A 22,463-nucleotide genomic window follows, 5' to 3' on the forward strand; every position below is an offset into this window, starting at 1 on the left:
AAGCGGGTGTTAGCTGTCGTTGAAGTATTAGCTTTTGCTGAAATGAAAAGTTCTGTTTGATGCCCCTGTGGCCGCCTAGCGCGGTGGCGGAGCACTTCAGTTAACTCCTTGCTTCCCTGTCGTCGTTTATTGCGTTAAGCAATGGCACACAAAGGAAGCTGTCAAACCGCAAGGAGATCCCATGCGTCATTACGAAATCGTGTTTATGGTCCACCCGGATCAAAGCGAGCAGGTGCCGGCAATGGTCGAGCGCTACACCAGCATCGTTACCGAAAACAGCGGCACTGTGCATCGTCTAGAAGATTGGGGCCGTCGTCACTTGGCTTACCCGATCAACAAGATCCACAAAGCCCACTACGTGCTGATGAACGTTGAATGTAGCGGCGAGACTCTCGACGAGATCGAGAACATCTTCCGTTACAACGACGCCATTATCCGCAGCCTGGTTGTTCGCTGCAAAGAAGCTGTTACTGAAGCTTCCCCGATGATGAAACCGGCAGAAGAAAAACGTCCGCGTCGCGAAGAAAAACCGCGCGCTGAAGAAGAAGAAACTGCCTGATTTTATTCACTGCACGTTTTAAGGAGCTAGTCCATGGCACGTTTTTTCCGTCGCCGTAAGTTTTGCCGCTTCACCGCTGAAGGCATCAAGCAGATCGATTACAAAGATCTGGACACGCTGAAGGCTTACATCACCGAAACCGGCAAGATCGTTCCAAGCCGTATTACCGGCACCAAAGCACGCTATCAGCGTCAGTTGGCGACCGCTATCAAGCGTTCGCGTTATCTGGCACTGCTGCCCTACTCCGATAGCCACCAGTAAGCGTTTAACGTGATGCTGGCACTAGCCCGATGGCTAATGCGGGGCACGCCTTACGCTGCAGGCGGGGCGGCCTTGGCAACGCTAGTGCCTTGGCTGTTCTGGTTAGGAGCAGCCATCGCTGCGTTGATGACGCTGCGCAGAGGTTTTGCCCCTGCGCTACCGGTCATCATCGCCGCAGCACTACCAGCCGGTTGGTGGTGGGCTCAGGGTGATGTGATTCCGCTTGCTAGCATACTGCTGGTTACGCTGATGGCCGTTATCCTGCGCGAGAGGATGCGTTGGGGAGAAACCTTGATTGTGGGGACGTTGGTCGCCTCTGTCATGGTTCAACTCGGCATCTTCAGTCCGCCAGGTGGCACTGAGCTAATGCTTGAGCAGTTGCGAGAAGGTTCAGAAGAAGTGGATCGCATGCTCACGGAATTTGCCAATCAAGGCTACGATACTCAAACCATTGCCGCACTGGTGGTGGGTGGAGTAACCGGGCTTGTGGTGCTGTTGGCAGCCATAGTGTGCTTGGCACTTGCGCGGAGTTGGCAAGCTGGGTTGTACAACCCAGGTGGCTTTCGCGAAGAGTTTCACGCACTGCGCTTGACCCCTAAAGAACTGGCCGTGCTGGTCGTCATTGGGGTGATAGGTATGCTGCTAGGCGCTCATGCGCTGGCGATGCTTGGTTGGATTCCGCTGTTGGTAGCTGGCGTTGCGTTAGTGCACGGGTTTATTGGAATAAAGGGGATGAACGGGCTGTGGCTGGTAGCATTTTATGTGCTACTGATCACGACCTGGCCCACGATTCTCATTGTGCTGCTGTTGGGGCTGATTGATACATTCGCGAACGTTCGCGCACGCCTTGCCCGCAGCAACTGACAAGAGGTTTACGAGATGGAAGTCATTCTGCTCGACAACATTGGTAAGCTGGGCGGCCTGGGTGACAAGGTCACCGTGAAGCCTGGTTATGGTCGTAACTACTTGGTGCCTTACGGCTTAGCCGTACCGGCCACCAAAGACAACATCGAAGCGTTTGAAGCACAGCGTGCTGAGCTCGAAGCGCAAGCCGCTGAGCGTAAGGCAGAAGCCGAAGCGCGCGCTGAGCAGCTAAACGACATCGAACTGTCTTTGGTTTCCAAAGCAGGCGATGAAGGCAAGCTGTTTGGTTCTATTGGTCCGCGTGACCTGGCCGACGCGATTTCCTCTGCTGGCATCGATATTGCCAAAAGCGAAGTCCGCATGCCAAATGGCCCAATTCGTCAAACTGGCGAATACGACATCACTCTTCACTTGCACGCTGAAGTGGATGCCGTTGTACGCGTAGTGGTAGTTGCAGAGTAATTGAGCGAGTAGTTAAGTTAGTAACGACGTAAAGTCGTTACTAACGGCAGCTAATACAGCTGCCTCAAAAGGCGCGGGGTTTCTCCCGCGCCTTTTGTTTTTCCGGGTATCCGCTAGTTCTGGATATTCGCTATTTTTTGGGCGTTGCCAAAACTATCCAGCCCATCTCCCGCTGGGTATTTTAAGACAACGCCTTGATCATGTTGGTAGTCGCACCGCATGCGGCTAAGATAAGCATCTTCACCGGCTACGCAGTAGTGTTTAAAGGAGCTCGCTATGCAGGACCAGCCTTCTGCTGATACAGAAACGGCAGCGCTAAAACTGCCGCCGCATTCATTAGAGGCGGAGCAGTCGGTACTAGGCGGGCTCATGCTAGACAACCAGGCCTGGGATAACGTTTCAGAGCGGTTGGTCGCTGATGACTTCTACCGCTATGAGCACCGTTTGGTGTTCAACGTGATGATTCATCTGGCTGAAGCCGGTCAGCCGCTGGATGTGGTGACGCTTTCTGAAGCGCTGGAAGCGCGTGATCACTTGGATACCGTAGGCGGCCTGGCGTTTTTGGCAGAGCTTGCTCGTAACACGCCCTCTGCCAGTAATATTCGCGCCTATGCTGATATCGTGCGTGAGCGGGCAACGCTGCGCAAGCTGATCCGTGCGGCTAATCAAATTGCCGATAGTGCCTTTACTCCCCAGGGGCGCCCGGCTGATGAATTGCTTAACGAAGCCGAGCGGTTAGTGTTCCAGATTGCCGAGGAGCGCCCCAAAACGGGCGGCCCCATTGGCATGAGCGATCTATTGACCAAGGCGGTGGATCGTATTGATGAGCTGTTTAATCTGAAAGGTGAAATGACCGGGCTTTCCACTGGTTTTCGTGATCTGGATGAAATGACCACCGGGTTGCAGCCATCCGATATGGTGGTCATCGCCGGTCGACCCTCGATGGGTAAAACGACCTTCGCTATGAACCTGGTTGAACATGCGGTGATTTCCAGCGACAAGCCAGTCATGGTGTTCTCCATGGAGATGCCCGCAGAGTCGCTCATGCTGAGGATGCTGTCTTCCCTGGGCCGAATCGATCAAACCCGTGTGCGTACCGGGCAACTGGAGGACGAGGATTGGCCGCGTTTAACCTCAGCGGTTAATCTGCTCAAAGACAAACAGCTGTTTATCGACGACACCGCGGCCTTGTCGCCTAACGAAATGCGCTCAAGGTTGCGCCGTGTGGTGCGTGAACATGGCAATATCGCACTGGTCATGATCGATTATCTTCAGTTGATGCAGATCCCTGGCTTTAGCGAAAACCGCACCGGTGAGATTTCCGAGATTTCGCGCTCCTTGAAGGGGTTGGCGAAAGAGTTTAACTGCCCTGTGGTAGCTCTTTCTCAGTTGAACCGCTCCTTGGAGCAGCGCCCCAACAAACGCCCGGTTATGTCGGATCTGAGGGAATCTGGTGCGATCGAGCAGGATGCCGACGTCATTGCCTTCGTTTATCGTGATGAGGTCTATAATCCAGATAATCCCGACAATCAGGGGATTGCTGAGTTAATTATCGGTAAGCAGCGTAATGGTCCTATTGGCACGGTGCATATGGCCTTTATCGGCAAATATACCCGCTTTGAGGATTTGGCCCCGGATAGTTACGGCCAAGAGTTCGGCGACTAAGTTAATGATGACTGGTTTGTGATGACTGGTTTGTGATGACAGGCTAGTGATAAGTAGCTTGAGGATGGGGGGCGAGTTCGTATAATGCCTCACCCACGATATGTAAAAACGGGAGCAGCAAATGGCAGGTGGATTTCGGCGCGGTAACCGGCAGCGTCTTCCTAAGTTAGAAGGTCGCGGTGAGCTAGAGGCGATAGAGCGCGAAGGCCCTTTTAAAGAGTGGCTAGGTATGCCGGATCTTTATCGCTACCATTTAGTGGTCGCAGGCGAGAAGTATAGTTACCAGACTGAAGATGGTGAGCTGCCTGTGACGGTGGGAGATAAGGTCGTGTTCCGCTACAAAGAGACTAAAGGCGGCAACTGGATTGACCGCAATTCGCTTGGCAAAGCGATCGACCCCTCTGAATATCAATAATCAATTGATATCTTGACCTTCCGGTCAGGAACTCTCTTGCACTATTGACCTCCTAGCTATTAATGTCTAGTTATTGCTTGTTGTCATTACATTGCAATGACGGGGCAACAGAAGTGTCATGGGGTACAGTCATGCTGTGCCCTGATGACATGCCGTCTGACATAACGTATGAAATAGCCAAATAATAGGAGGGAACCATGGAACTTAAGGATCTTAAGCAGTTTGTCGCCAATCACGACAATTTTGAAATTCGCGTGATTACCCATTCGGGCAGCCGTTTTTATCAGGTTGAGCTGGAAGACGTTGAAGGCGAGCGTCATATGCTGACGCAGCGTACCAAGCCAATGCTGTTTCGCTCGCTAGATGATGCCTATATGGATCTCAAGCGCGCCGGGATTCATCGCGCTTACCTAGTACAGCATGTGCCCCACGATGAAGTGATAGGCCGCGACGCGCACTATAGTGAGCCGCTCACATCGCGTATGCCGCTTGTTTTTTAACGCTGCTCTCACCCATCAACGTTTAGCCTGACGCTTTTCCCACCACTGCCCAAGCCGAATTCGGCGACGGGCAAAAAATCGGTAACCGGCATTCATTATGCCGTGTACTCCCGGTAAGCACGAAAACCTCACCAGCCGCCGATAGCCCAACACTGCATAGAGGGCACGGCTGGCATCCATGCCGATGTACCATCTCCCTTGACTATCACGCAGGTGCAACTGGCCCATCATGGCGTTAAATTCTTGCCCATACGCCTGAGCGTTAAAATCACGGGCCTGAATATCTATCAGCGCGATGTGTTCCCGATGGCGATGCTTTTCCAGCCACGCGACTTCCTGTTGGCAAAAGGGGCAGTGACCATCGTGAAATAGCGTAACTGGCGGTGCAGCATGTAGTGGCGTGTAGCGGCTCATGGTGACTCCTGGTTGGTATTGGCCGAATAACCTGCTGTGTGGCAGGGCTGCCCGTAGCCAGGCGATGTTTCCAATTGATCCAAAAAGTGCTCAGCCTGTTGGCGGATAGCCTCGCGCTTCTCGTCGGCCATGCGGTTGAGGGAGCCGTAAATCAGCTTCATGCGAGGGGTCTTACTCAGGCGCTCAGCGTTGGTTTCGAGAAAGTGCCAGTAAAGGCTGTTGAAAGGGCAGGCTTTTGGCCCCGTGACCTGCTTGGGTGAGTAACGGCAGTGCTGACAATGGTCGGACATTTTGTCGATATACTTGCCCGACGCACAGTAGGGCTTTGAGCCCATTAAGCCGCCGTCGGCATGGAGCACCATCCCTAGGGTGTTAGGCAGCTCTACCCACTCACTGGCATCTGCATAAACCGCTAAGTACCAGTCGCATAGCGCCTCAGGTTTAACTCCGCATAGTAAGGCGAAATTGCCTGTCACCATCAGTCGTTGAATATGGTGGGCGTAGCTATTGTCGATGGTCATCTGAATAGCGCGCTGCAAGCAGCGCATATCGGTATCCGCGTCCCAGTAAAACGCTGGCAGGTCGCGCTCAAAACCTAGCTGATTAGACCCTTTGTAGCTGGGCATCTGCGTCCAGTAGAGCCCTCGCACATACTCACGCCAGCCAAGAATTTGGCGGATAAACCCTTCCACGGCGTTGATCGACACGTCACCGCCATAGTAACGCTGCTCGGCGGCTTCGCAGACTTCATGGGGCGACAGCAGGCCGATGTTCATCGCAGCTGAGAGGCGCGAGTGATACAAATAAGGTGCAGAGTCACTGATTGCGTCTTGATAGCGGCCAAAATCAGCCAATCCATGGTCTATAAAATGGTGTAAATCCACCAGCGCTTGTCGACGAGTGACTGGCAGGTTGAAATTATCCAGAGACCCCATATGGTCGCCAAAATGGCGCTTGGCATCGTTTAGCGCTTCTTGGGTGATCGCATCCTGACGGTGTTGAGGTAGCTCAGGAAAATCCAGTTTGGCTTTGATAGGCTGGCGATTGTCGTGATCAAAATTCCATTTGCCGCCAACGGGCTCGTCGCCCTCCATCAAGTACCCGGTACGTTTGCGCTGTTCTCGGTAAAAGTACTCTAGGCGAAGCTGTTTGCGGCCTTTTGCCCACTGGCTAAAGTCATCGGGTGTGGTGAAAAAACGCTCGTCCTCAACTAGCCTCCACGGAATCATGGCGGTTTCGCGCTGCTGCATCGTCTCCCAAAGCCGCCATTCGCCAGGTCGGGCAACGCGTATCTCATCGCAGCCATACTGTTGTGCGATGCGTTCAGCTTCTTCAATAAGGGAGTGGCAGTTATCTGCATCATCCAGCGCGCTGTAGTGCACTTGAAAGCCTTTTTCGCGCAGTGCCTGGGCAAAGTGACGCATGGCAGCCAAAAAGAGGCCAATTTTATGGATATGATGGGGAACATAGCGCGCTTCCTCGCCAACTTCGCACAGGGCAACCACGGCATTGGCGGGCGCGTCTTGCAGCGTTGTGAGTGAAAACGAGAGCTGGTCGCCGAGCACCAAAAGCAAAGGCTTGGACATGAGTTAGCCTGTAATTATACAAATGATGCCGATAGTATAACTTTATACCGCCACTTTGCCGAAAAGTGATAGGATTTAATCAATTGATAGAGGTACTGAGCACCATCGTTATTTTTCAGGAGCATGAGTAATGACCGAGAATGTCGTCAAGGATCAGCCGGGCGAGGGCCGCTTGGCCCATGCACCCAGCGATCATCCACCAGTAGCGCGCGCCAAGGTGGGTGTTGTGCTGGCAAACCTGGGAACCCCGGATGCCACCGACTACTGGTCAATGCGTCGTTACCTTAATGAGTTTCTTTCTGATAAGCGTGTGGTCGACTATGCCGGTTGGAAATGGCAGCCGTTGCTACAGCTGATTATTTTGACCAAGCGTCCGTTCTCATCGGGCAAGGCCTACCGGGGAATCTGGAATAACGAGAAAAACGAAAGCCCGCTGCTAACAACGACGCGTGCCCAGACCGAGAAGATGACCGCACGGTTAAAGGCGCTTTATGGTGACGATGTCGAGGTCGATTTCTGCATGCGCTACGGTAATCCCTCGACGGAAAGCGTGCTGACGCGATTAAAAGAGAAGGGCTGCGAGCGAATCGTGTTTTATCCGCTATACCCTCAGTACGGTTCGCCCACCACGGCGACGGCGAATGATCAGGCGTTTCGCACCCTGATGAAGATGAAGTGGCAGCCTTATATACGTACGGTGCCAGCATATTTTGAACATCCTGCTTACATTCAGGCGCTAGCCAATTCGGTGCAAGAAGCCTATGACGGTTTCTCGACCCGGCCGACCAAGCTGGTGGCCAGCTACCACGGCGTTCCCGAGCGCTACCTGATGGAGGGTGATCCCTACCACTGCCAGTGCCAGAAAACGACGCGCCTACTCCGCGAGAAACTCGGTTTTAGCAAAGAGGAAGTGGATACCGCTTTCCAGTCGCAGTTTGGCCCTGAAAAATGGGTCGGCCCACAAACCGTTAAGCATGTGGCAGAACTCGCCGAGCAGGGGCATAAGCACATTGCGATTATGTCGCCTGCCTTCTCTTCCGACTGTGTTGAAACCTTGGAAGAGATCGAAGAGGAGATTCGCGATAGCTTTATGGAAGCGGGTGGCGAAACGTTCAGCTATATACCTTGCCTGAATGATCGCGATGACCATATTGAGGCACTGTTAGCAGTCATCAACAATGAATTAGCAGGATGGCTATCGGCCCCAAACCCTAGCGTTTAGCTAGCTACTCGTCATAACTGAAAGCTAATAGCAGCCGCCCTGCGAAATTAATCGCTGTGCGGCTGTTTGCGTTTAAGCGTTTGACTGGTCAGTCAAAACTGCCTGTTATATGGTGTACTACTTTAGAATCACTATTATTCAACGCTGGCATATTATTGGCAAAGTAAGGTGTCTAACCGCTAGCGGCTGTCTTGGTGGTGAGCCTTTCGTTTTTCAGGAGGTTTCGCTTGATACAATTTGCCGTTTTAATGGGGTTCGTACTGGCGGCGCTATCGCCAATGTTAAACCACTGGTTCGGCCAGCGTGCCAGCCTAGTATTGGCTCTATTTCCTGCCGGATTGGCGGCGTGGTTGGCACTTCAAGCCCCTGAGGTCATTGAGAACGGTAGCCTGCTTTTAGAGTGGCAGTGGGTGCCTTCTCTGGGAATCAGCCTTACCTTCCTGTTGGACGGTCTATCGTTACTCTTTGGGTTATTGATTACCGTTATGGGGGCCTGCGTGCTGGTATATGCCGGCGGCTACCTTAAAGATCACCCTGATCTTGCCCGATTTCACATCGCCTTGGTCGCCTTCATGGTGTCGATGCTGGGGCTGGTACTAGCTGACGGCCTATTAACGCTATTCGTTTTTTGGGAATTGACCAGCATTACCTCCTATTTGCTGATTGGTTTTAACCACGCTGATATCAATGCACGTAAATCAGCGCGGCAGGGCTTATTCGTTACCGTGGCGGGTGGGTTAGCATTAATGGCTGGGTTGGTGCTGCTAGGGATTGCCAGCGGTAGCTGGTCGCTGGCGGAGATTCTCGATCAGGAGGCTGACCTGCGTGAACATGCACTCTACACGCCTATGTTGATCTGTTTGCTGCTGGGCGCCTTCACCAAATCGGCTCAGTTTCCGTTTCACTTTTGGTTACCCAACGCCATGGCCGCGCCGACTCCGGTTTCGGCTTACCTGCACTCGGCCACCATGGTGAAAGCGGGTATTTATCTGCTGGCGCGCTTACACCCGGAGCTGGGTGGCACTGCGATTTGGGTTGGCGTTCTTTCCGTGGTCGGCGCAACCACGATGCTGGTGGGTGCGTTTTTAGCGATTCATCACACCAATATCAAAAAGCTGCTCGCTTACTCGACCATTATGGCGCTGGGCACGCTGACGATGCTATTGGGCATCGGCACCGAGTACGCGATGACCGCGTTTGTTACCTTCCTGCTCGCGCACTCGCTGTATAAAGGGGCGCTGTTTATGGTCGCCGGTATTCTCGATCATGAGACCGGCACGAAAGATGTCACCCAGATGGGCGGGTTACGCTCAGTGATGCCGCTGACTGCCACCATTGCGTTGGTGGCTGCGCTTTCGCTTGCCGGTGTGCCGCCGCTACTCGGTTTTATCGGTAAAGAACTGATGCTTGAATCAGTTCTCGGTGCCGATAGCTTCCGAACACTACTGGTGCTGTTCGCCTTTCTGGCATCTATTTTAACTATCGCCGTTGCTTTCATTGTGGCGCTACGTCCTTTTTACGGTAAGCGTCACCAAACCCCGCTTGAACCACATGAAGCCCCGCCTGGTATGCTGCTTGGGCCCGCGTTGCTCGCACTAGGGTCGCTACTGTTAGGCTTGATGCCCGCTGTGCTGGGTGCTGATGCGTTGTTAACGGCAACCGCCACTGCTATATCCGGGCAAACAGTAGAAGTGGCGCTGTCGCTTTGGTATGGCATTAACGTCGCGTTGATAATGTCGATCGTTAGCCTTGGTTTAGGCTTTTTGCTGTTTAGGCGTTGGGACAGCGTGCGTGGCAAGCTCTCTGTATTGGCACCGGTGATGCGCCATGGCCCCGAGGCTGGGTATGAAAGCATGATGAATGGCATTGTGCACTTCTCAGAGTGGCAAACTCGGCTGCTCCAAAACGGCTATATGCGTAACTACATTTTAGTGATGTTAGCGACGCTTATTGCACTGATCGGTAATTCAATTCTATTACGCCATTCGCCTGTGTTTGCCGTTGACCTGGATGTGCGTTTTCACGAGGTAGTCGTGGCTGGCACTATGGTGATGGGGGCACTGTTTGCGACCATTTCTCGATCGCGGCTGGGGGCAGTGGTTTCCGTGGGCATCATGGGTTTTTCCATTGCATTGATTTTTGTTCTGTTCAGTGCGCCAGATTTAGCGATTACCCAACTGCTGGTAGAGACCTTAACGGTTATTTTGCTGGTACTGGTGCTGTTTCGCCTGCCACGCTTCTCGAATCTTTCCACCAGCTTGGAGCGCATACGCGACGGCGTGGTGGCCGCTATGGTGGGTATCTTGATCTGCCTACTGATTATGACCTCCTGGAGCATTCAACAGTTTGAGCCCATTTCGACCTACATGATTGAGAACAGCGCGCCTTTGGCGTATGGCCGCAACATCGTTAACGTCATTTTGGTCGACTACCGTGCCCTGGATACCTTAGGTGAGATGTTCGTGTTAGCGCTTGCCGCCATCGGCGTGATCGCCATGTTAAAGCTACGCAATAACACCAAAACCACCGACAGCAGTAAAGTAGCTGCCAAGGAGCCTTACGATGGTTAAGTCAGGCACGATTATTCTTAATACCGCCGCACGGTTTTTAATGCCGCTGCAACTGATGTTTTCTATTTTCCTATTGCTGCGGGGGCATGACGAGCCGGGCGGAGGATTTATTGCCGGCTTGGTAGCGGCAGGGGCGTTTACGCTGTATCTGTTTGCCTTTGGTGTAAGTGCCACCAAAGAAGTGCTGCGCATGGTCGACCCCCGAGACCTGATTGGGGTTGGGCTATTGCTGGGAATGATCTCGGTAGTGCCTGCCTGGTTTATGGGGCAGCCATTTCTGACAGCCCAGTGGTGGACTATCCCGGTTATCGACTTTAAAGCTTCCACGCCGCTGATTTTCGATGTAGGCGTCTATTTTGCTGTGCTGGGTTCGGTCACCGGCATGGTGATGACGCTTATGGAGGTCGACAAGGATGAACCTTGAGTTAACAGGAGGCACAGCATGGAACCATTAATGGCAGTGGCGATTGGCCTGCTGTATGCGACGGCTATTTTTATGATGTTGCGCCGCTCTATCGTCAAATTGGTGATTGGCTTGATGCTGCTCTCTAATGCCGCCAATTTACTGATTTTTACCACGGCGGGCATGACCCGTGGAGCACCTCCGCTTATCCCTGAGGGGATGATGCTGCCGCCCAGCGGGGTAGCCGACCCCTTACCCCAAGCGGTTGTGCTGACGGCCATTGTGATTGCCTTTGGGGTGCTTGCCTTTGCCGTGGTATTGATTCGACGCGCCTACGAAGTCGTTAAGGCTGATGATCTCGATAAGATGAAGGATACTGATACGTGAGGCCTGAAGTTGCTCTTCCCGTCCTCTTGCCCCTGCTAACCGGGGCAGTTTCCTTGTTGTTTTGGCGCGCGCGCCCCATGCAGCGCTTTTTGGCGGTGGCAGGTAATGTTGCGCTACTCATGGTTAGCCTGTGGCTGTTTGTATCTACATTGTCAGATGGCTATGTCACCATGCAAATGGGTAGCTGGCCAGCTCCCTTCGGGATTACCTTAATAGCCGATCTGTTAAGTGCGGTGATGGTGTTAATGACCGCTCTTATCGGTTTGGCAATGGGTGTTTACTCGCTGGCCACCACTGGCCGCGGCCACGAAAAATTTGGCTACTATCCGTTAATGCACCTGCTGCTCGCCGGGGTGATGGGGGCCTTTTTAACCGGCGATATCTTTAACCTCTATGTATGGTTTGAGGTAATGCTGGTGGCCTCTTTTGCGCTGCTGATTCTGGGGGGAGAACGCGCGCAGATGGAAGGGGCGATTAAGTACGTCACCTTGAACCTGTTGGCATCGGTCATCTTCCTGACCGCGGTGGGGCTACTCTATGGCATGGTGGGTACACTCAACATGGCCGACATTGCGTTGCGCATGGATGAGGCAGAGCACACCGGTATGGTGGAAGTGCTGGCGGTCATGTTTATGGTGGCCTTCGGCATCAAAGCCGCCGCCTTTCCGCTATTTTTCTGGCTGCCAGCCTCGTATCACACCCCGCCTGTCGCTGTTTCGGCGCTGTTTGCCGGGTTGCTCACCAAGGTGGGGGTGTATGCGATGTTCCGTGTCTTCACCCTGATGTTCGATCAAACCATGGGCTATCTCCAGGAGATTATGCTCTGGGGTGCTGCCTTCACCATGGTAACAGGCGTTCTCGGTGCCGCCGCCCAGCATGAGTTTAGGCGAATCTTGTCGTTTCATATCGTCAGCCAGATTGGCTATATGATCTTAGGCTTAGCTCTTTACACACCTTTGGCGATCGCCGGTGGCGTGTTTGCCATCGTGCATAACATGGTGGTGAAGACCAATCTCTTCTTGATCAGTGGTATCACCCACCGTTTGCAGGGAACCTACCAGCTTAAAAAAATGGGCGGGCTGTACCGAGATCGCCCTTGGCTTGCCGTGGCGTTCTTTCTTTCTGCCTTCTCGCTGGCGGGGGTGCCGCCGCTGTCAGGCTTTTTTGCCAAATTCGTGATTGTGCGTGCAGGCCTGGAAGTTGAAGCCTATGTGGTGACCGGCATTGCACTGGCGGTGGGATTGATGACGCTTTATTCCATGGTGAAAATTTGGAATGAAGTGTTTTGGAAGTCGTTACCCGAAGATAACGACGTGCCTGCGACTGCCACGCCCACTGGTGACGACGGTCGTCTGTTAAAGCCTAGCCTGTGGATGATGTATTCGCCCGTTATGGTGTTGGCGTTATTTTCTTTGCTCATTGGTGTGCTTGCAGAACCTATTATGTGGGTGATGATGGGTATTGGTGATCAACTGTTTGAACCTTCGGGGTACATCGAAGCCGTATTGGGTGCTTCAGCCAGTGCAGACGATGTTCTGCTGCAGCCAACGGGGGCAGCAGAAGATCAACCTGAGGCGGATGTCGGGGAGGCAGCGCAATGACCGGAGCCATTTGGAACCTACTGCTAGGCCTTGCTTGGGTACTGTTAAGCGGTGATTTTAGCGGCTTAAACCTCCTTGTCGGGCTAATATTTGGCTACATTACGCTGATACTCATCGAACCTCAGCTTGATTCCCTAAAAGGCTATCCTGCGCGAGTACCGCGTTTTATCGGCTTTATTGGTTTTTTTCTAAAAGAACTTGTTCAAGCCAACTTGCGTGTCGCTTTTGATATTGTCACCCCCCCTTGGCATATGAAGCCTGGGGTCATTGCGATGCCGCTTTCCGCGCGTACCGAAATGGAAATTACTCTGGTAGCCAATCTGATTTCATTGACACCAGGAACGTTGAGCCTGGATGTATCAGATGACCGTAAAGTCTTGTATATCCACGCGATGTTTTTAGACAATGAAGAGGAGCTACGGCGCAACTTAAAAGAGATGGAGCACCGGGCTTTGGAGCTATTTCGCTAATGGATACCGTCATTTTAATAAGCCAAGTCATCATGAGCCTGGCGCTTATCTTTACTTTTGTGCGTGTAGTGCGCGGGCCGAGTTTGCCTGATCGGGTGGTGGCGTTAGAGCTTTTTTCTACCACCGTGGTGGGATTGGTCGGGGTTTATGCCATCAAGTCTGACGTGGCTAGCTTTCTGGATGCCGCCATTGTGATCGCATTAATGGGGTTCTTAGCGGCAATTGCGTTTGCGCGCTTTTTGGAAAGGGGAGGCCCAAGGGATGATTGATTTCATAAAGGGCGCGTTAATCATTGGTGGTGCACTATTTATACTGCTTGCCTCAGTCGGATTGCTGCGGTTGCCCGATTTGTTAACCCGCATGCATGCCACTACCAAGGCCGCGGCGTTAGGCGTTATCTTAATTATGTTGGCAGCGGCCATGCACTTTGCTGAAGTGGGGATCGTGGCCCGCTCATTTGCCATCATCGTGTTTATCCTGATGACCGCCCCCGTGGCGGCCCACGTGATTGGCCGTGCCGGGTACTTTGTTGGCTCGAAGCTGTGGAGCGGTACCGTAAAGGATGAGTTGCGCCCGAACTATGATCCCTTAACCCATGAGCTTAAAAGCGGCCTGGAAACCCAGGAAAACGCCAAGCGCCAACCCCGCGAGACTGACCCTGACTAGGCTTGACTAGAGCAAATCACAGCGTAGTAGCCATTGAATAACCGCTGCTAAGCCACCTTCGGGTGGTTTTTTTTGCGTCTGGAGATGGGGTGTATTAAGACACGAGTAATTAGTTCGCCCTTAACAAATAATGTACAATAAAAAAATCATGTACAATAATTATACTGTATAAGATAATGCGTTCATGTTTTACCCCATGCCCCGCAGAAATGTGATTAAACGTGACCATGCGACGCAAACAACACCTGCCACAGAAAGACTGTGCTCAATGCCAGCGACCGTTTCTCTGGCGGAAAAAATGGGCACGCTGCTGGGACGAGGTGCGCTACTGCAGTGAGCGGTGCCGTCGTAGTGCCAAGTAGCCAAGCAAGCCACGGTGATAGCACCAAGTTCTGGGCAGGAATGTACCCCTAGGAGGCACAAGCATGTACAGCACGATTGATATTGTCTGGCTGCAAGACGACCTGCGTATTGCTGATAATCCTCTTTTACACTTTGCCTCTCCTCCTAGTTATCTGATGTGTATCTACGTGTTAGATGAGCGATGGTTCTTGCCATTATTTGACGGCGAATCAACGCCGCGTATTGGGCCTGCGCGGTTGCGCTTTTTATGGCAAAGCTTAATGGAGTTGCGTGGTGAGCTCCTAAAGCGTGGCAGCGATCTGCTGGTGCGCATTGGCAAGCCCAGTGATGTGGTGATTGAGTTGGCGTCAAAGCTAAACGCACGAGAGGTGCGTGTTGCTGACCATGCAGGGGTTGAGGAATTCGCGCATATTCAGGCGGTTGAGCAAGGCCTGCCTAGTCAAACGGCCCTCAATTGCATAGAGAGTGGGCGACTCATTGATCGAAAGGCGCTGCCTTTTGAGCGGGAAGCGCTGCCTGGGAGTTTTTCTGCCTTTAGGCGCAGTGTGGAGAGCGAATGTGCTGTGCCTGCCAGCCGCTGCGCTCCAATAACGTTGCCCCCTTGGCCCGAGGCGGCAAGGGGATTTCCGCCGCTAAAAGCCGTCTGTGAGCAGAGCGCTACCTGGCAGCCCGATCCTCGCCAAGGTTACGCTTATAGGGGAGGAGAGTCAGCGGCTCATGGGCGTCTGAAGGATTACTTGTGGCGTCAACAGGGCGGTGAAACCTACAAGAAAACCCGCAACGGGCTATTGGGGGCTAATTTTTCAACCCGCGTTTCACCCTGGCTGGCGCGAGGTTGCCTGTCAGCTCGTCAAGTCTATGAGGCTGTGAAAGCATGGGAAGCGGAAAACGGCAGTAATGAGTCAAGCTACTGGATTAGCTTCGAACTGCTCTGGCGGGAGTATTTTATCTGTGCCGCTCAGTTGGAAGGGACGAAAATGTTTGGCTCACGCCAGACTGACCAGCCGTGTGCCGCTTTCGATGCCTGGCGTAACGGCACCACGGGGTTGCCGTTTGTGGATGCCGCTATGCTGGAGCTTCGCCACACTGGCTGGCTATCCAATCGTGCCCGGCAAAACGTGGCCAGCTTTTTAGTTAAAGACTTAAAGGTAGATTGGCGTTTGGGGGCGTTATGGTTCGAGCACTGCCTGATTGATTATGACGTGGCCAGCAACTGGGGCAATTGGCGCTATATTGCTGGTGTTGGGCGCGATCCTCGCCAAGATCGTTACTTTAATGTGCTCAAACAGGCGGGCCATTACGATCCCCAGGGGCTCTATGTTGCTCACTGGCTGGAGCAGCTCGAAACACTGCCCAATGGCCTGGAGCGCCATCAGCCGTGGCGTGCAGACCCCTTGAGGTTTGATGCTCCCTGCGTTGTGCCCGAGCAGTGGGAGCGATGGCTAATTCCTCGCTGTGAAGTAGGCACTTTAGCTGAGTCGTCCGCCGTGGAGAGCGTTATAAAGTAATTATCACCTTCGGCCAGACCCTAGTATCTACCTCTTTTCTAGGCCATCATTCCAGATATGCCAAGGACTGCCTAAGGATCGATATAATGTCTGGTAATTTCTCTATTGGGCGGCGCTGCAGCCCTCTTTTGTGTGTTTCCATAGTCGCAGCGTTAAGCGCTCCTTTCGCGTCAAGCGTAGCGGTCGCTAACCCTCAGCTAATGTCAGAAGTCGATACCCAGGCTGCTTCTGAGGTTAGCTACGCTAATTTCCAACAATGGCTTCGAGATTTTCGCCAGTACGCTGCAGGCCAGGGGATCAGCGAAGCCACGCTAAGCAACGCCCTGGATGGCGTTCGTTATCGTGAGCGTGTGATTGAACTCGACGGCTACCAGCCCGAATTTGTTCGCCCTATTTGGGAGTATCTGGATACCGCGGTTTCATCCACGCGTATTACTAACGGTCAAGAAAAGCTGGCTAATCATCGTGACACCGCTCAGCAAATGGAGCAGCGCTATGGGGTGCCAGCAGAAATAATCGTCGCCATTTGGGGCATCGAAAGTAACTATGGCAGCAATTTTGGCGATTTTTCGACGTTGGAGTCTCTGGCCACGCTGGCTTACGATGGTCGACGCCGTGACTTTGCCCGAGGTGAGCTGCTCGCGGCGTTACGTATTATTGAGCAAGGTGATATCGCTGCTGAAGACATGAAGGGCTCCTGGGCTGGGGCGATGGGACATACTCAGTTTATTCCCAGTAGCTTCGAAGCCTATGCTATCGATGGCGACGGTGACGGTCGGCGCGATATTTGGGACAGCATTCCCGATGTCATGGCATCAACGGCCAACTACCTTGACCGAGCCGGATGGCAAACTGGTCAACCCTGGGGTGTTGAGGTACGCCTGCCCGAAGGGTTCGATTACGCTCAGACCGAACGACGCAGCAGTGCTGAGTGGCGTAACCAAGGCGTACAGGCGCAGCAGGGAGAATTACCGAACTTCGATAGCGCCGCCATCGTGGTACCCGCTGGCGCTAATGGCCCTGCATTTTTGGTAGGTGCTAATTTCCGTGCGATTTTACGCTATAACAATGCCACCAGTTATGCACTGGCCGTCGCGACTTTAGGCGATGCGATCGCTGGACGCGAGGGCATTCAGCACAGCTGGCCCCGGGATCAAGCGCCACTTACCCGTGACAATGTTCAAGAACTGCAGCGCGCATTGAACCGGGTAGGATACTCTGTAGGCGGCGCGGACGGCATTATGGGGCCCAACACTCGGCAAGGTTTGCGGAACTTTCAGCGTGATCAAGGGTTAATACCGGATGGGTTTGCGACCCAGGAGCTACTTGAACAGCTACGCCAGCGTTCGCAGTAAGCAGTGTTAAAAGGGTGCTTCTAATTTCCAAGGATGATGTTATGCAGTTGATAGGTAAGATGTTTTTTAACAGAGTGATGTTAGGTGCCGTGTTGTTAGGTTCTGGTCTGTCTGCTTCCATGGCGATGGCAGATGATGACCAGGTATTCGGCTGGGTTGAAAAAGCCACCCTGCAACCCTGGGATATCGAGGTAAAAGCCAAGCTCGATAGCGGAGCATTAACCTCTTCATTAGACGCTCGCGATATAGAGATGTTCGAGCAGGATGACGAGGAGTGGGTGCGCTTTCGTTTGAAGCTTGAAGATCAAGGAAGCGGAGACGTATTCAGCGACCAAATTGAGCGGCCGCTTTATCGAGAATTGGCTGTTCGCGGAGCAGGCGGCCGCGACGAGCGTCCCGTGGTGTTGTTGGAAGTATGTATGGGCGACACCATTTACGAAGAGCAGTTTAGTCTACGTGACCGTGAAGAAATGAACTATCCGCTGCTGCTCGGTCGTCGTACCATTAGCCACCTTGGCTTGCTGGATGTGCGTGAAACCTTCTTGCAGGAGCCCGAGTGTGGGGAAAACGCCACCGTTGTGCCCCACGACCCAGAAGATGAACAGTCCTAACTTACCTATCGATAAATGCTTAAAACAGCCGTGATAGAAGCGCGGTCACGGCTGTTTCAACGCGTAAAATGCGCGGGCCTAGATGCATACCCTCGCAACCTGCTAGCATTAGTTGCTCTACCTCCCAAGCAATAAAACCGCCCTCAGGGCCTACCAATAGCAGGGTAGGTTCACTTATGCCTCTTGGGCAGGCGTTGGGCATGCCAGGATGGGCTACGAGTCCGCGGCGTTCGCTGAGTAAGCCAGGCAGTTGCTGCTCCAAAAAAGGACGAAAGCCTTTGCTCAGGGTGACCGATGGTAGCTGGGTGTCGCGGGCTTGCTCTAAGCCGAGTACTAAGTGCTGGTGGATTTTCTCCGGGCGTAACTCAGGGGATTGCCAGTAGCTCTTCTCAACCCGTTTAGTATGTAGCAGGGTGATCTCTTTGACGCCTAGTGCCGTCACATGCTCTAACGTACGCGCCAACATACGGGGACGGGGCAGAGCCAATGCCAAATGTACGGGTAACGGTGGCGGCGGTGGCTCATCAAGGTTTTCTAATTGGAAATACGCGCGCTCAGCGTTGAGCTCTTTTAGCATCGCTTTGCCCATGGCGCCGCCTTGCACACCCACGGTGAGCCGGTCGCCAGGTGCCGATCGATGGACATCACGAAGGTGTTTTAGTCGGCGTGGATCGGTGATGCAGACGTGGCCGTCATTGGTGAGATCGTTGGGATTGAGCAGAATCAAATTCATAATGATGGTCTATTGGTCACAAAGCAGGCACGGTACGCCTTGCTAAACTATTAAGGTGGCTTGCATAGGCGCGTGGTGCAGGCACAATATCAGCAACGGAACCAGTAACGGGAATAAAAAAGTCCCTATCGCGTTTAAGGAGATGCGCCGTGCGCGTAATTCGCAAATATGCAAACCGCAGGTTGTACGATACTCAGCAGAGTCGTTATGTGACGCTGGAAGACCTGCGTCGTTTAATCATCGAAGAAGAGCCGTTCAGGGTGGAAGATGCCAAAAGCGGAGAAGACCTGACGCGGACTATTCTGCTCTCTATCATTATTGAGCAGGAGCAAGCGGATAGCGAAGCGGAAGTGTTTTCAAACGATCTTCTAGCGCAGCTTATCCGGGTTTACGATATGACCTCACCGTTGCCGCTGTCGCGTTACCTCGAACAGGGTACGCAACTGATGTTGGAGCAGCAGAAACGTTTGCAGAGCCAGTGGAAACAGGCAATGCGCAACACGCCGTTAGAATTTATGCGTGAGCTTGCCGAAGAGAACATGCGCTTTTGGCAAAATACCTTGAATCAGCCGGGTCAAGCCGATGAGTCGAGTGATGCTGAGCAGCCTGAGAGCGATAGCAACGATACCAGCAAAGATAACAAACCCTCCTCCTGACCCCACTTGGTGCTGCGCTGTGGCATAATGCCGCCGATATACGCTCTCCCGTTTGAGAAGGATGCACATGAAGGTTTTGATGATAGGCGGCGGTGGTCGCGAGCACGCCCTGGCTTGGAAATTGGCGCAATCTACCCAGGTTGAGCAGGTCTTTGTCGCCCCCGGCAATGCCGGCACCGCGGCGGAAGCGAAGCTGACCAACGTAGCGATTGCCGCAACGGATCTCGACAGCCTGGTCGCTTTTGCCCGTGATGAGCAGATTGGCTTGACCGTGGTGGGGCCGGAGGCTCCCTTGGTTGAAGGTGTTGTTGACCGGTTCCAAGCGGCCGGTCTGACTATCTTTGGCCCTACTCAGGCGGCTGCTCAGTTGGAAGGCTCAAAATCATTTACCAAGGACTTCCTGGCCCGTCATGATATTCCTTCGGCTGACTACCAAACGTTTACTGACGTAGACTCTGCGCTTGCCTATTTAAGCAAAATGGGCGCACCCATTGTGATTAAGGCGGATGGCCTAGCAGCGGGCAAAGGCGTCATCGTGGCGCTGAGTGAAGCCGAAGCTGAGGCTGCTATTCGCGATATGCTGGAGGCCAATGCCTTCGGCGGTGCAGGCGCTCGCGTGGTTATCGAAGAGTTTCTGGAGGGCGAAGAGGCGAGCTTTATTGTCATGGTGGACGGCGAGCATGTGGTACCCATGGCCACCAGCCAAGACCACAAACGCGCTTATGATGGTGATACCGGCCCTAATACCGGCGGTATGGGCGCCTATTCACCAGCGCCTGTGGTCACGCCCGAGGTTGATGCACGTATCATGGAGCAGGTCATTCTGCCCACCGTGAGGGGCATGGCTGCAGAAGGCAATGCTTATACAGGGTTCTTATATGCAGGCCTGATGATCGACGCGGCGGGTAACCCCAAGGTTATTGAGTACAACTGCCGCTTTGGTGATCCTGAAACTCAGCCAATCATGCTGCGCTTAACCTCTGACTTCGCTGAGCTTTGCTTAGCGGGTGCCCAGGGCAAGCTGGATGGGCAACGCTGCGAATGGGATTCCCGTGCAGCGGTGGGCGTGGTGCTGGCGGCCGGAGGCTACCCTGGCAGCTACCGCAAGGGTGACGTGATTCACGGTTTAGCTGCGGCTGAAGAAACGGGCTGCAAAGTGTTCCACGCCGGTACCGCGCAGGATTCCCAGGGCGAGATTATTACGGCAGGTGGCCGTGTGCTGTGTGTAACGGCATTGGGCAATAGCGTCTCAGCGGCGCAGCAGCAAGCGTACCAAGGCGTTAATGCTATTCACTGGGACGGCGTCGAGTGTCGCCGTGATATCGCCTTCAGGGCGATTGCCCGAGAGGAGTAAGCACGCCTTACGCTAAGCTAATACTGACGAGGAAACAGGGCATGGAGCGTGTCAAGCTGGACTTTCCCGCTGAGGCGGTCATACATCGTCACCCCTTGACCGTGAGGGTAACCGATATGAACTACGGCCGTCACTTGGGGCATGATGCGCTGGTATCACTGCTCCACGAGGCGCGCATTCAAGCCTTTGCTGCACTGGATCTGCCTGAGTGGGATATGCAGGGATACCCTTCGGTGGTCGCTGATCTCGCCGTTCAGTATCAAAGTGAAGCGCGCTGGCCCGATGGCCTAACGATTGCCACCGCTGTACCCGAGCCCCAAGGCAAAGCGTTGACGATCTATCAGCGCATCTACCAGGCAGATTCTCAGCAGGTAGTTGCTACCGCACGGATCAATCAGCTACTGATTGATCGTGCTACTGGGCGTCCTGTCGAAGTACCCGAGCAGGTTAAACAAGCGCTTTCCCACGCGAGGTATGGCTGATGTCTCGGGAGTATCCGATTATCGCGGTAACCGGTTCCTCAGGGGCGGGTACCACCACCGTGAAGCGCAGCTTTGAGCGCATGTTTCTGCGCGAAGATGTGCATGCAGCAATGGTCGATGGCGATGCCTTTCACCGCTATACCCGTGATGACCTGCACCGCATCTTCCGAGAAGAGCCAGAACGCAAAGACGAACTTTCGCATTTTGCTGTAGAGGCGAATTTGCTGGATCGTCTGGAAGGGTTGTTTAGTGAGTATGGCGAACACGGTTCGGGTACTTTTCGGCACTATATCCATGCTGAGGATAAGCAGAAAATTGAAGCAGGCTGCCGGGTAGGTACTTTCACCGAGTGGCAGTCGCTGCCCTGTGGTACCGACCTGCTGTTTTATGAAGGCTTACATGGTGGGCTGGTCACTGAGGAGTATGACATTGCCCGCCATGTGGATCTGTTGGTTGGTGTGGCGCCAACCATGAATCTTGAGTGGATTCAAAAGATCGACCGTGATACCAAGCTGCGGGGCTACTCACAAGAAGCGGTCATTGACACTATCCTGGGTCGGATGGATGACTATGTGCGCTACATCCAACCGCAGTTTTCGCGTACTCACATCAATTTTCAACGTGTGCCCACTGTCGACACCTCTAACCCCTTTGAAGTTCAGGATATTCCCACCGACGCTGAGTCGTTCGTGGTCATCCGTTTTCGTGATCCCTCCACCGTTGATTTCCCTTGGCTGCTGGCGATGATTAAGGACTCGTTTATGACCCGTCCGCACACGTTAGTGGTGCCGGGGGCGCGGATGTCGCTGGCGATGGAGTTGATTCTTGCCCCCTTGGTTAGGCATCTTCTTTCCCAGAGACGCTTTCGTTAAAAGGTAGCGGGCTTGAAGCTACCTCTCACCGGTGCAATTCATCGGTGCAATCATCAGACTGGCAGAGATAATTCGACACTTAAGTGGCAAGTAGTTAATAAAGGAGAGCTGTATGGATTGTCTGTTTTGTAAAATCATTAACCGTGAAATTCCCGCTGATATCGTTTATGAAGATGACCACGTGTTGGCATTCAATGATATTGGCCCCCAGGCGCCTACTCATCAGCTAATCATTCCTAAAAAGCATATCGCCACGCTCAATGATATCGATGAGGCTGATATTGCCACAGTAGGGCGGCTTCAGTTTACCGCCGCCAAGCTTGCCCGCGAGCAGGGGTTTGCTGAAGATGGCTACCGCGTGGTGATGAACTGCAACGAAATGGGCGGACAAACGGTCTACCATATTCATATGCATCTACTCGGTGGGCGTGCATTCACATGGCCTGCCGGTTGAGTTCGGCAGATCGCTATCGCAAGTCAACGG

Annotated in this window: 27 protein-coding genes; 24 read left to right on the forward strand and 3 right to left on the reverse strand. The window is 53.4% G+C overall.

What is annotated here, in order from left to right; all coding sequences use genetic code 11:
• Positions 1-181 precede the first annotated feature (181 nt).
• The 7 genes from rpsF to HZS52_RS13165 all read left to right on the forward strand — a co-directional run bounded on the left by rpsF (position 182) and on the right by HZS52_RS13165 (position 4,726).
• Positions 182-559 carry a 30S ribosomal protein S6 gene (gene rpsF / locus HZS52_RS13135; RefSeq protein ID WP_007113338.1) on the forward strand — a complete coding sequence of 126 codons (378 nt, stop codon included), beginning with the start codon at positions 182-184 and terminating at the stop codon, positions 557-559.
• Between the two features lie 33 nt (positions 560-592).
• Positions 593-820, forward strand: a complete 228-nt coding sequence (gene rpsR / locus HZS52_RS13140; protein ID WP_008958980.1) for a 30S ribosomal protein S18 — start codon at positions 593-595, stop codon at positions 818-820.
• A 12-nt stretch (positions 821-832) separates the two neighbouring features.
• A complete protein-coding gene (locus HZS52_RS13145; RefSeq protein ID WP_027960144.1) occupies positions 833-1,684 on the forward strand; it encodes a hypothetical protein in 852 nt (283 codons plus the stop codon).
• Between the two features lie 15 nt (positions 1,685-1,699).
• Positions 1,700-2,146, forward strand: a complete 447-nt coding sequence (gene rplI, locus HZS52_RS13150) for a 50S ribosomal protein L9 (protein ID WP_022522724.1) — start codon at positions 1,700-1,702, stop codon at positions 2,144-2,146.
• A gap of 276 nt (positions 2,147-2,422) precedes the next feature.
• Positions 2,423-3,811 carry a replicative DNA helicase gene (gene dnaB, locus HZS52_RS13155; protein ID WP_190372936.1) on the forward strand — a complete coding sequence of 463 codons (1,389 nt, stop codon included), beginning with the start codon at positions 2,423-2,425 and terminating at the stop codon, positions 3,809-3,811.
• A gap of 121 nt (positions 3,812-3,932) precedes the next feature.
• The gene (locus HZS52_RS13160) at positions 3,933-4,226 is read left to right on the forward strand and encodes a hypothetical protein (protein WP_022522725.1); all 294 of its coding nucleotides are present in this window, start codon (positions 3,933-3,935) and stop codon (positions 4,224-4,226) included.
• 197 nt (positions 4,227-4,423) lie between these two features.
• Positions 4,424-4,726 (forward strand): DUF6482 family protein, encoded by a 303-nt coding sequence (locus HZS52_RS13165; RefSeq protein WP_027960145.1) that lies wholly within the window; start codon positions 4,424-4,426, stop codon positions 4,724-4,726.
• 15 nt (positions 4,727-4,741) lie between these two features.
• On the opposite strand, the gene HZS52_RS13170 is transcribed toward HZS52_RS13165, so the two are convergent.
• Both HZS52_RS13170 and HZS52_RS13175 read right to left on the reverse strand, forming a co-directional pair.
• A complete protein-coding gene (locus tag HZS52_RS13170; RefSeq protein ID WP_161462963.1) occupies positions 4,742-5,140 on the reverse strand; it encodes a thiol-disulfide oxidoreductase DCC family protein in 399 nt (132 codons plus the stop codon).
• Positions 5,137-6,726, reverse strand: a complete 1,590-nt coding sequence (locus HZS52_RS13175) for a cryptochrome/photolyase family protein (protein WP_190372937.1) — start codon at positions 6,724-6,726, stop codon at positions 5,137-5,139. The genes HZS52_RS13170 and HZS52_RS13175 overlap by 4 nt, the downstream gene beginning before the upstream one ends.
• 130 nt (positions 6,727-6,856) lie before the next feature.
• On the opposite strand from HZS52_RS13175, the gene hemH reads away from it, so the two are divergent.
• The 12 genes from hemH to rloA3 all read left to right on the forward strand — a co-directional run bounded on the left by hemH (position 6,857) and on the right by rloA3 (position 17,882).
• Positions 6,857-7,948 carry a ferrochelatase gene (gene hemH, locus HZS52_RS13180; RefSeq protein WP_190372938.1) on the forward strand — a complete coding sequence of 364 codons (1,092 nt, stop codon included), beginning with the start codon at positions 6,857-6,859 and terminating at the stop codon, positions 7,946-7,948.
• A 230-nt stretch (positions 7,949-8,178) separates the two neighbouring features.
• Positions 8,179-10,518 carry a putative monovalent cation/H+ antiporter subunit A gene (locus HZS52_RS13185; RefSeq protein ID WP_190374920.1) on the forward strand — a complete coding sequence of 780 codons (2,340 nt, stop codon included), beginning with the start codon at positions 8,179-8,181 and terminating at the stop codon, positions 10,516-10,518.
• Positions 10,511-10,942 (forward strand): Na+/H+ antiporter subunit B, encoded by a 432-nt coding sequence (locus HZS52_RS13190; RefSeq protein ID WP_022522731.1) that lies wholly within the window; start codon positions 10,511-10,513, stop codon positions 10,940-10,942. Before HZS52_RS13185 ends, HZS52_RS13190 begins: the two co-directional genes overlap by 8 nt.
• Positions 10,943-10,960: 18 nt before the next feature.
• On the forward strand, positions 10,961-11,308 hold the full coding sequence (locus HZS52_RS13195; RefSeq protein WP_022522732.1) for a Na+/H+ antiporter subunit C: 348 nt from the start codon (positions 10,961-10,963) through the stop codon (positions 11,306-11,308).
• Entirely contained in the window at positions 11,305-12,909 is a 1,605-nt protein-coding gene (locus tag HZS52_RS13200) for a Na+/H+ antiporter subunit D (RefSeq protein ID WP_190372939.1), read from the forward strand. The genes HZS52_RS13195 and HZS52_RS13200 overlap by 4 nt, the downstream gene beginning before the upstream one ends.
• On the forward strand, positions 12,906-13,379 hold the full coding sequence (locus tag HZS52_RS13205; protein WP_022522734.1) for a Na+/H+ antiporter subunit E: 474 nt from the start codon (positions 12,906-12,908) through the stop codon (positions 13,377-13,379). Before HZS52_RS13200 ends, HZS52_RS13205 begins: the two co-directional genes overlap by 4 nt.
• Positions 13,379-13,648: an MrpF/PhaF family protein gene (locus tag HZS52_RS13210; RefSeq protein ID WP_022522735.1), complete on the forward strand. Its 270-nt coding sequence runs from the start codon at positions 13,379-13,381 to the stop codon at positions 13,646-13,648. Before HZS52_RS13205 ends, HZS52_RS13210 begins: the two co-directional genes overlap by 1 nt.
• The gene (gene mnhG / locus HZS52_RS13215) at positions 13,641-14,045 is read left to right on the forward strand and encodes a monovalent cation/H(+) antiporter subunit G (protein ID WP_007113321.1); all 405 of its coding nucleotides are present in this window, start codon (positions 13,641-13,643) and stop codon (positions 14,043-14,045) included. The genes HZS52_RS13210 and mnhG overlap by 8 nt, the downstream gene beginning before the upstream one ends.
• A gap of 227 nt (positions 14,046-14,272) precedes the next feature.
• The gene (locus HZS52_RS13220) at positions 14,273-14,407 is read left to right on the forward strand and encodes a DUF2256 domain-containing protein (RefSeq protein WP_083868814.1); all 135 of its coding nucleotides are present in this window, start codon (positions 14,273-14,275) and stop codon (positions 14,405-14,407) included.
• A 63-nt stretch (positions 14,408-14,470) separates the two neighbouring features.
• Entirely contained in the window at positions 14,471-15,916 is a 1,446-nt protein-coding gene (locus HZS52_RS13225) for a DASH family cryptochrome (protein WP_190372940.1), read from the forward strand.
• Between the two features lie 86 nt (positions 15,917-16,002).
• Positions 16,003-17,271 (forward strand): lytic murein transglycosylase, encoded by a 1,269-nt coding sequence (locus HZS52_RS13230; RefSeq protein ID WP_190372941.1) that lies wholly within the window; start codon positions 16,003-16,005, stop codon positions 17,269-17,271.
• Between the two features lie 41 nt (positions 17,272-17,312).
• Positions 17,313-17,882 (forward strand): retropepsin-like aspartic peptidase RloA3, encoded by a 570-nt coding sequence (gene rloA3, locus HZS52_RS13235; RefSeq protein ID WP_051052079.1) that lies wholly within the window; start codon positions 17,313-17,315, stop codon positions 17,880-17,882.
• Between the two features lie 19 nt (positions 17,883-17,901).
• On the opposite strand, the gene HZS52_RS13240 is transcribed toward rloA3, so the two are convergent.
• Positions 17,902-18,615: a 16S rRNA (uracil(1498)-N(3))-methyltransferase gene (locus tag HZS52_RS13240; protein ID WP_190372942.1), complete on the reverse strand. Its 714-nt coding sequence runs from the start codon at positions 18,613-18,615 to the stop codon at positions 17,902-17,904.
• Between the two features lie 149 nt (positions 18,616-18,764).
• Here HZS52_RS13240 and phaR point away from each other — a divergent pair, with 149 nt between their 5' ends.
• From phaR to HZS52_RS13265, 5 genes are all read left to right on the forward strand, one after another.
• Positions 18,765-19,271, forward strand: a complete 507-nt coding sequence (gene phaR, locus HZS52_RS13245; RefSeq protein WP_009287676.1) for a polyhydroxyalkanoate synthesis repressor PhaR — start codon at positions 18,765-18,767, stop codon at positions 19,269-19,271.
• Positions 19,272-19,338: 67 nt separating this feature from the next.
• The gene (gene purD / locus HZS52_RS13250) at positions 19,339-20,625 is read left to right on the forward strand and encodes a phosphoribosylamine--glycine ligase (protein WP_022522741.1); all 1,287 of its coding nucleotides are present in this window, start codon (positions 19,339-19,341) and stop codon (positions 20,623-20,625) included.
• 41 nt (positions 20,626-20,666) lie between these two features.
• Positions 20,667-21,107, forward strand: coding sequence for an acyl-CoA thioesterase (locus HZS52_RS13255; RefSeq protein ID WP_022522742.1), 441 nt, complete (start codon positions 20,667-20,669; stop codon positions 21,105-21,107).
• The gene (locus HZS52_RS13260; RefSeq protein WP_009287678.1) at positions 21,107-21,979 is read left to right on the forward strand and encodes a phosphoribulokinase; all 873 of its coding nucleotides are present in this window, start codon (positions 21,107-21,109) and stop codon (positions 21,977-21,979) included. The genes HZS52_RS13255 and HZS52_RS13260 overlap by 1 nt, the downstream gene beginning before the upstream one ends.
• Positions 21,980-22,091: 112 nt before the next feature.
• Complete coding sequence (locus HZS52_RS13265) at positions 22,092-22,433, forward strand: histidine triad nucleotide-binding protein (protein WP_022522743.1); 342 nt, start codon at positions 22,092-22,094, stop codon at positions 22,431-22,433.
• Positions 22,434-22,463 lie beyond the last annotated feature (30 nt).

Source organism: Vreelandella titanicae (assembly GCF_014697095.1).
Lineage (GTDB): Bacteria > Pseudomonadota > Gammaproteobacteria > Pseudomonadales > Halomonadaceae > Vreelandella > Vreelandella titanicae.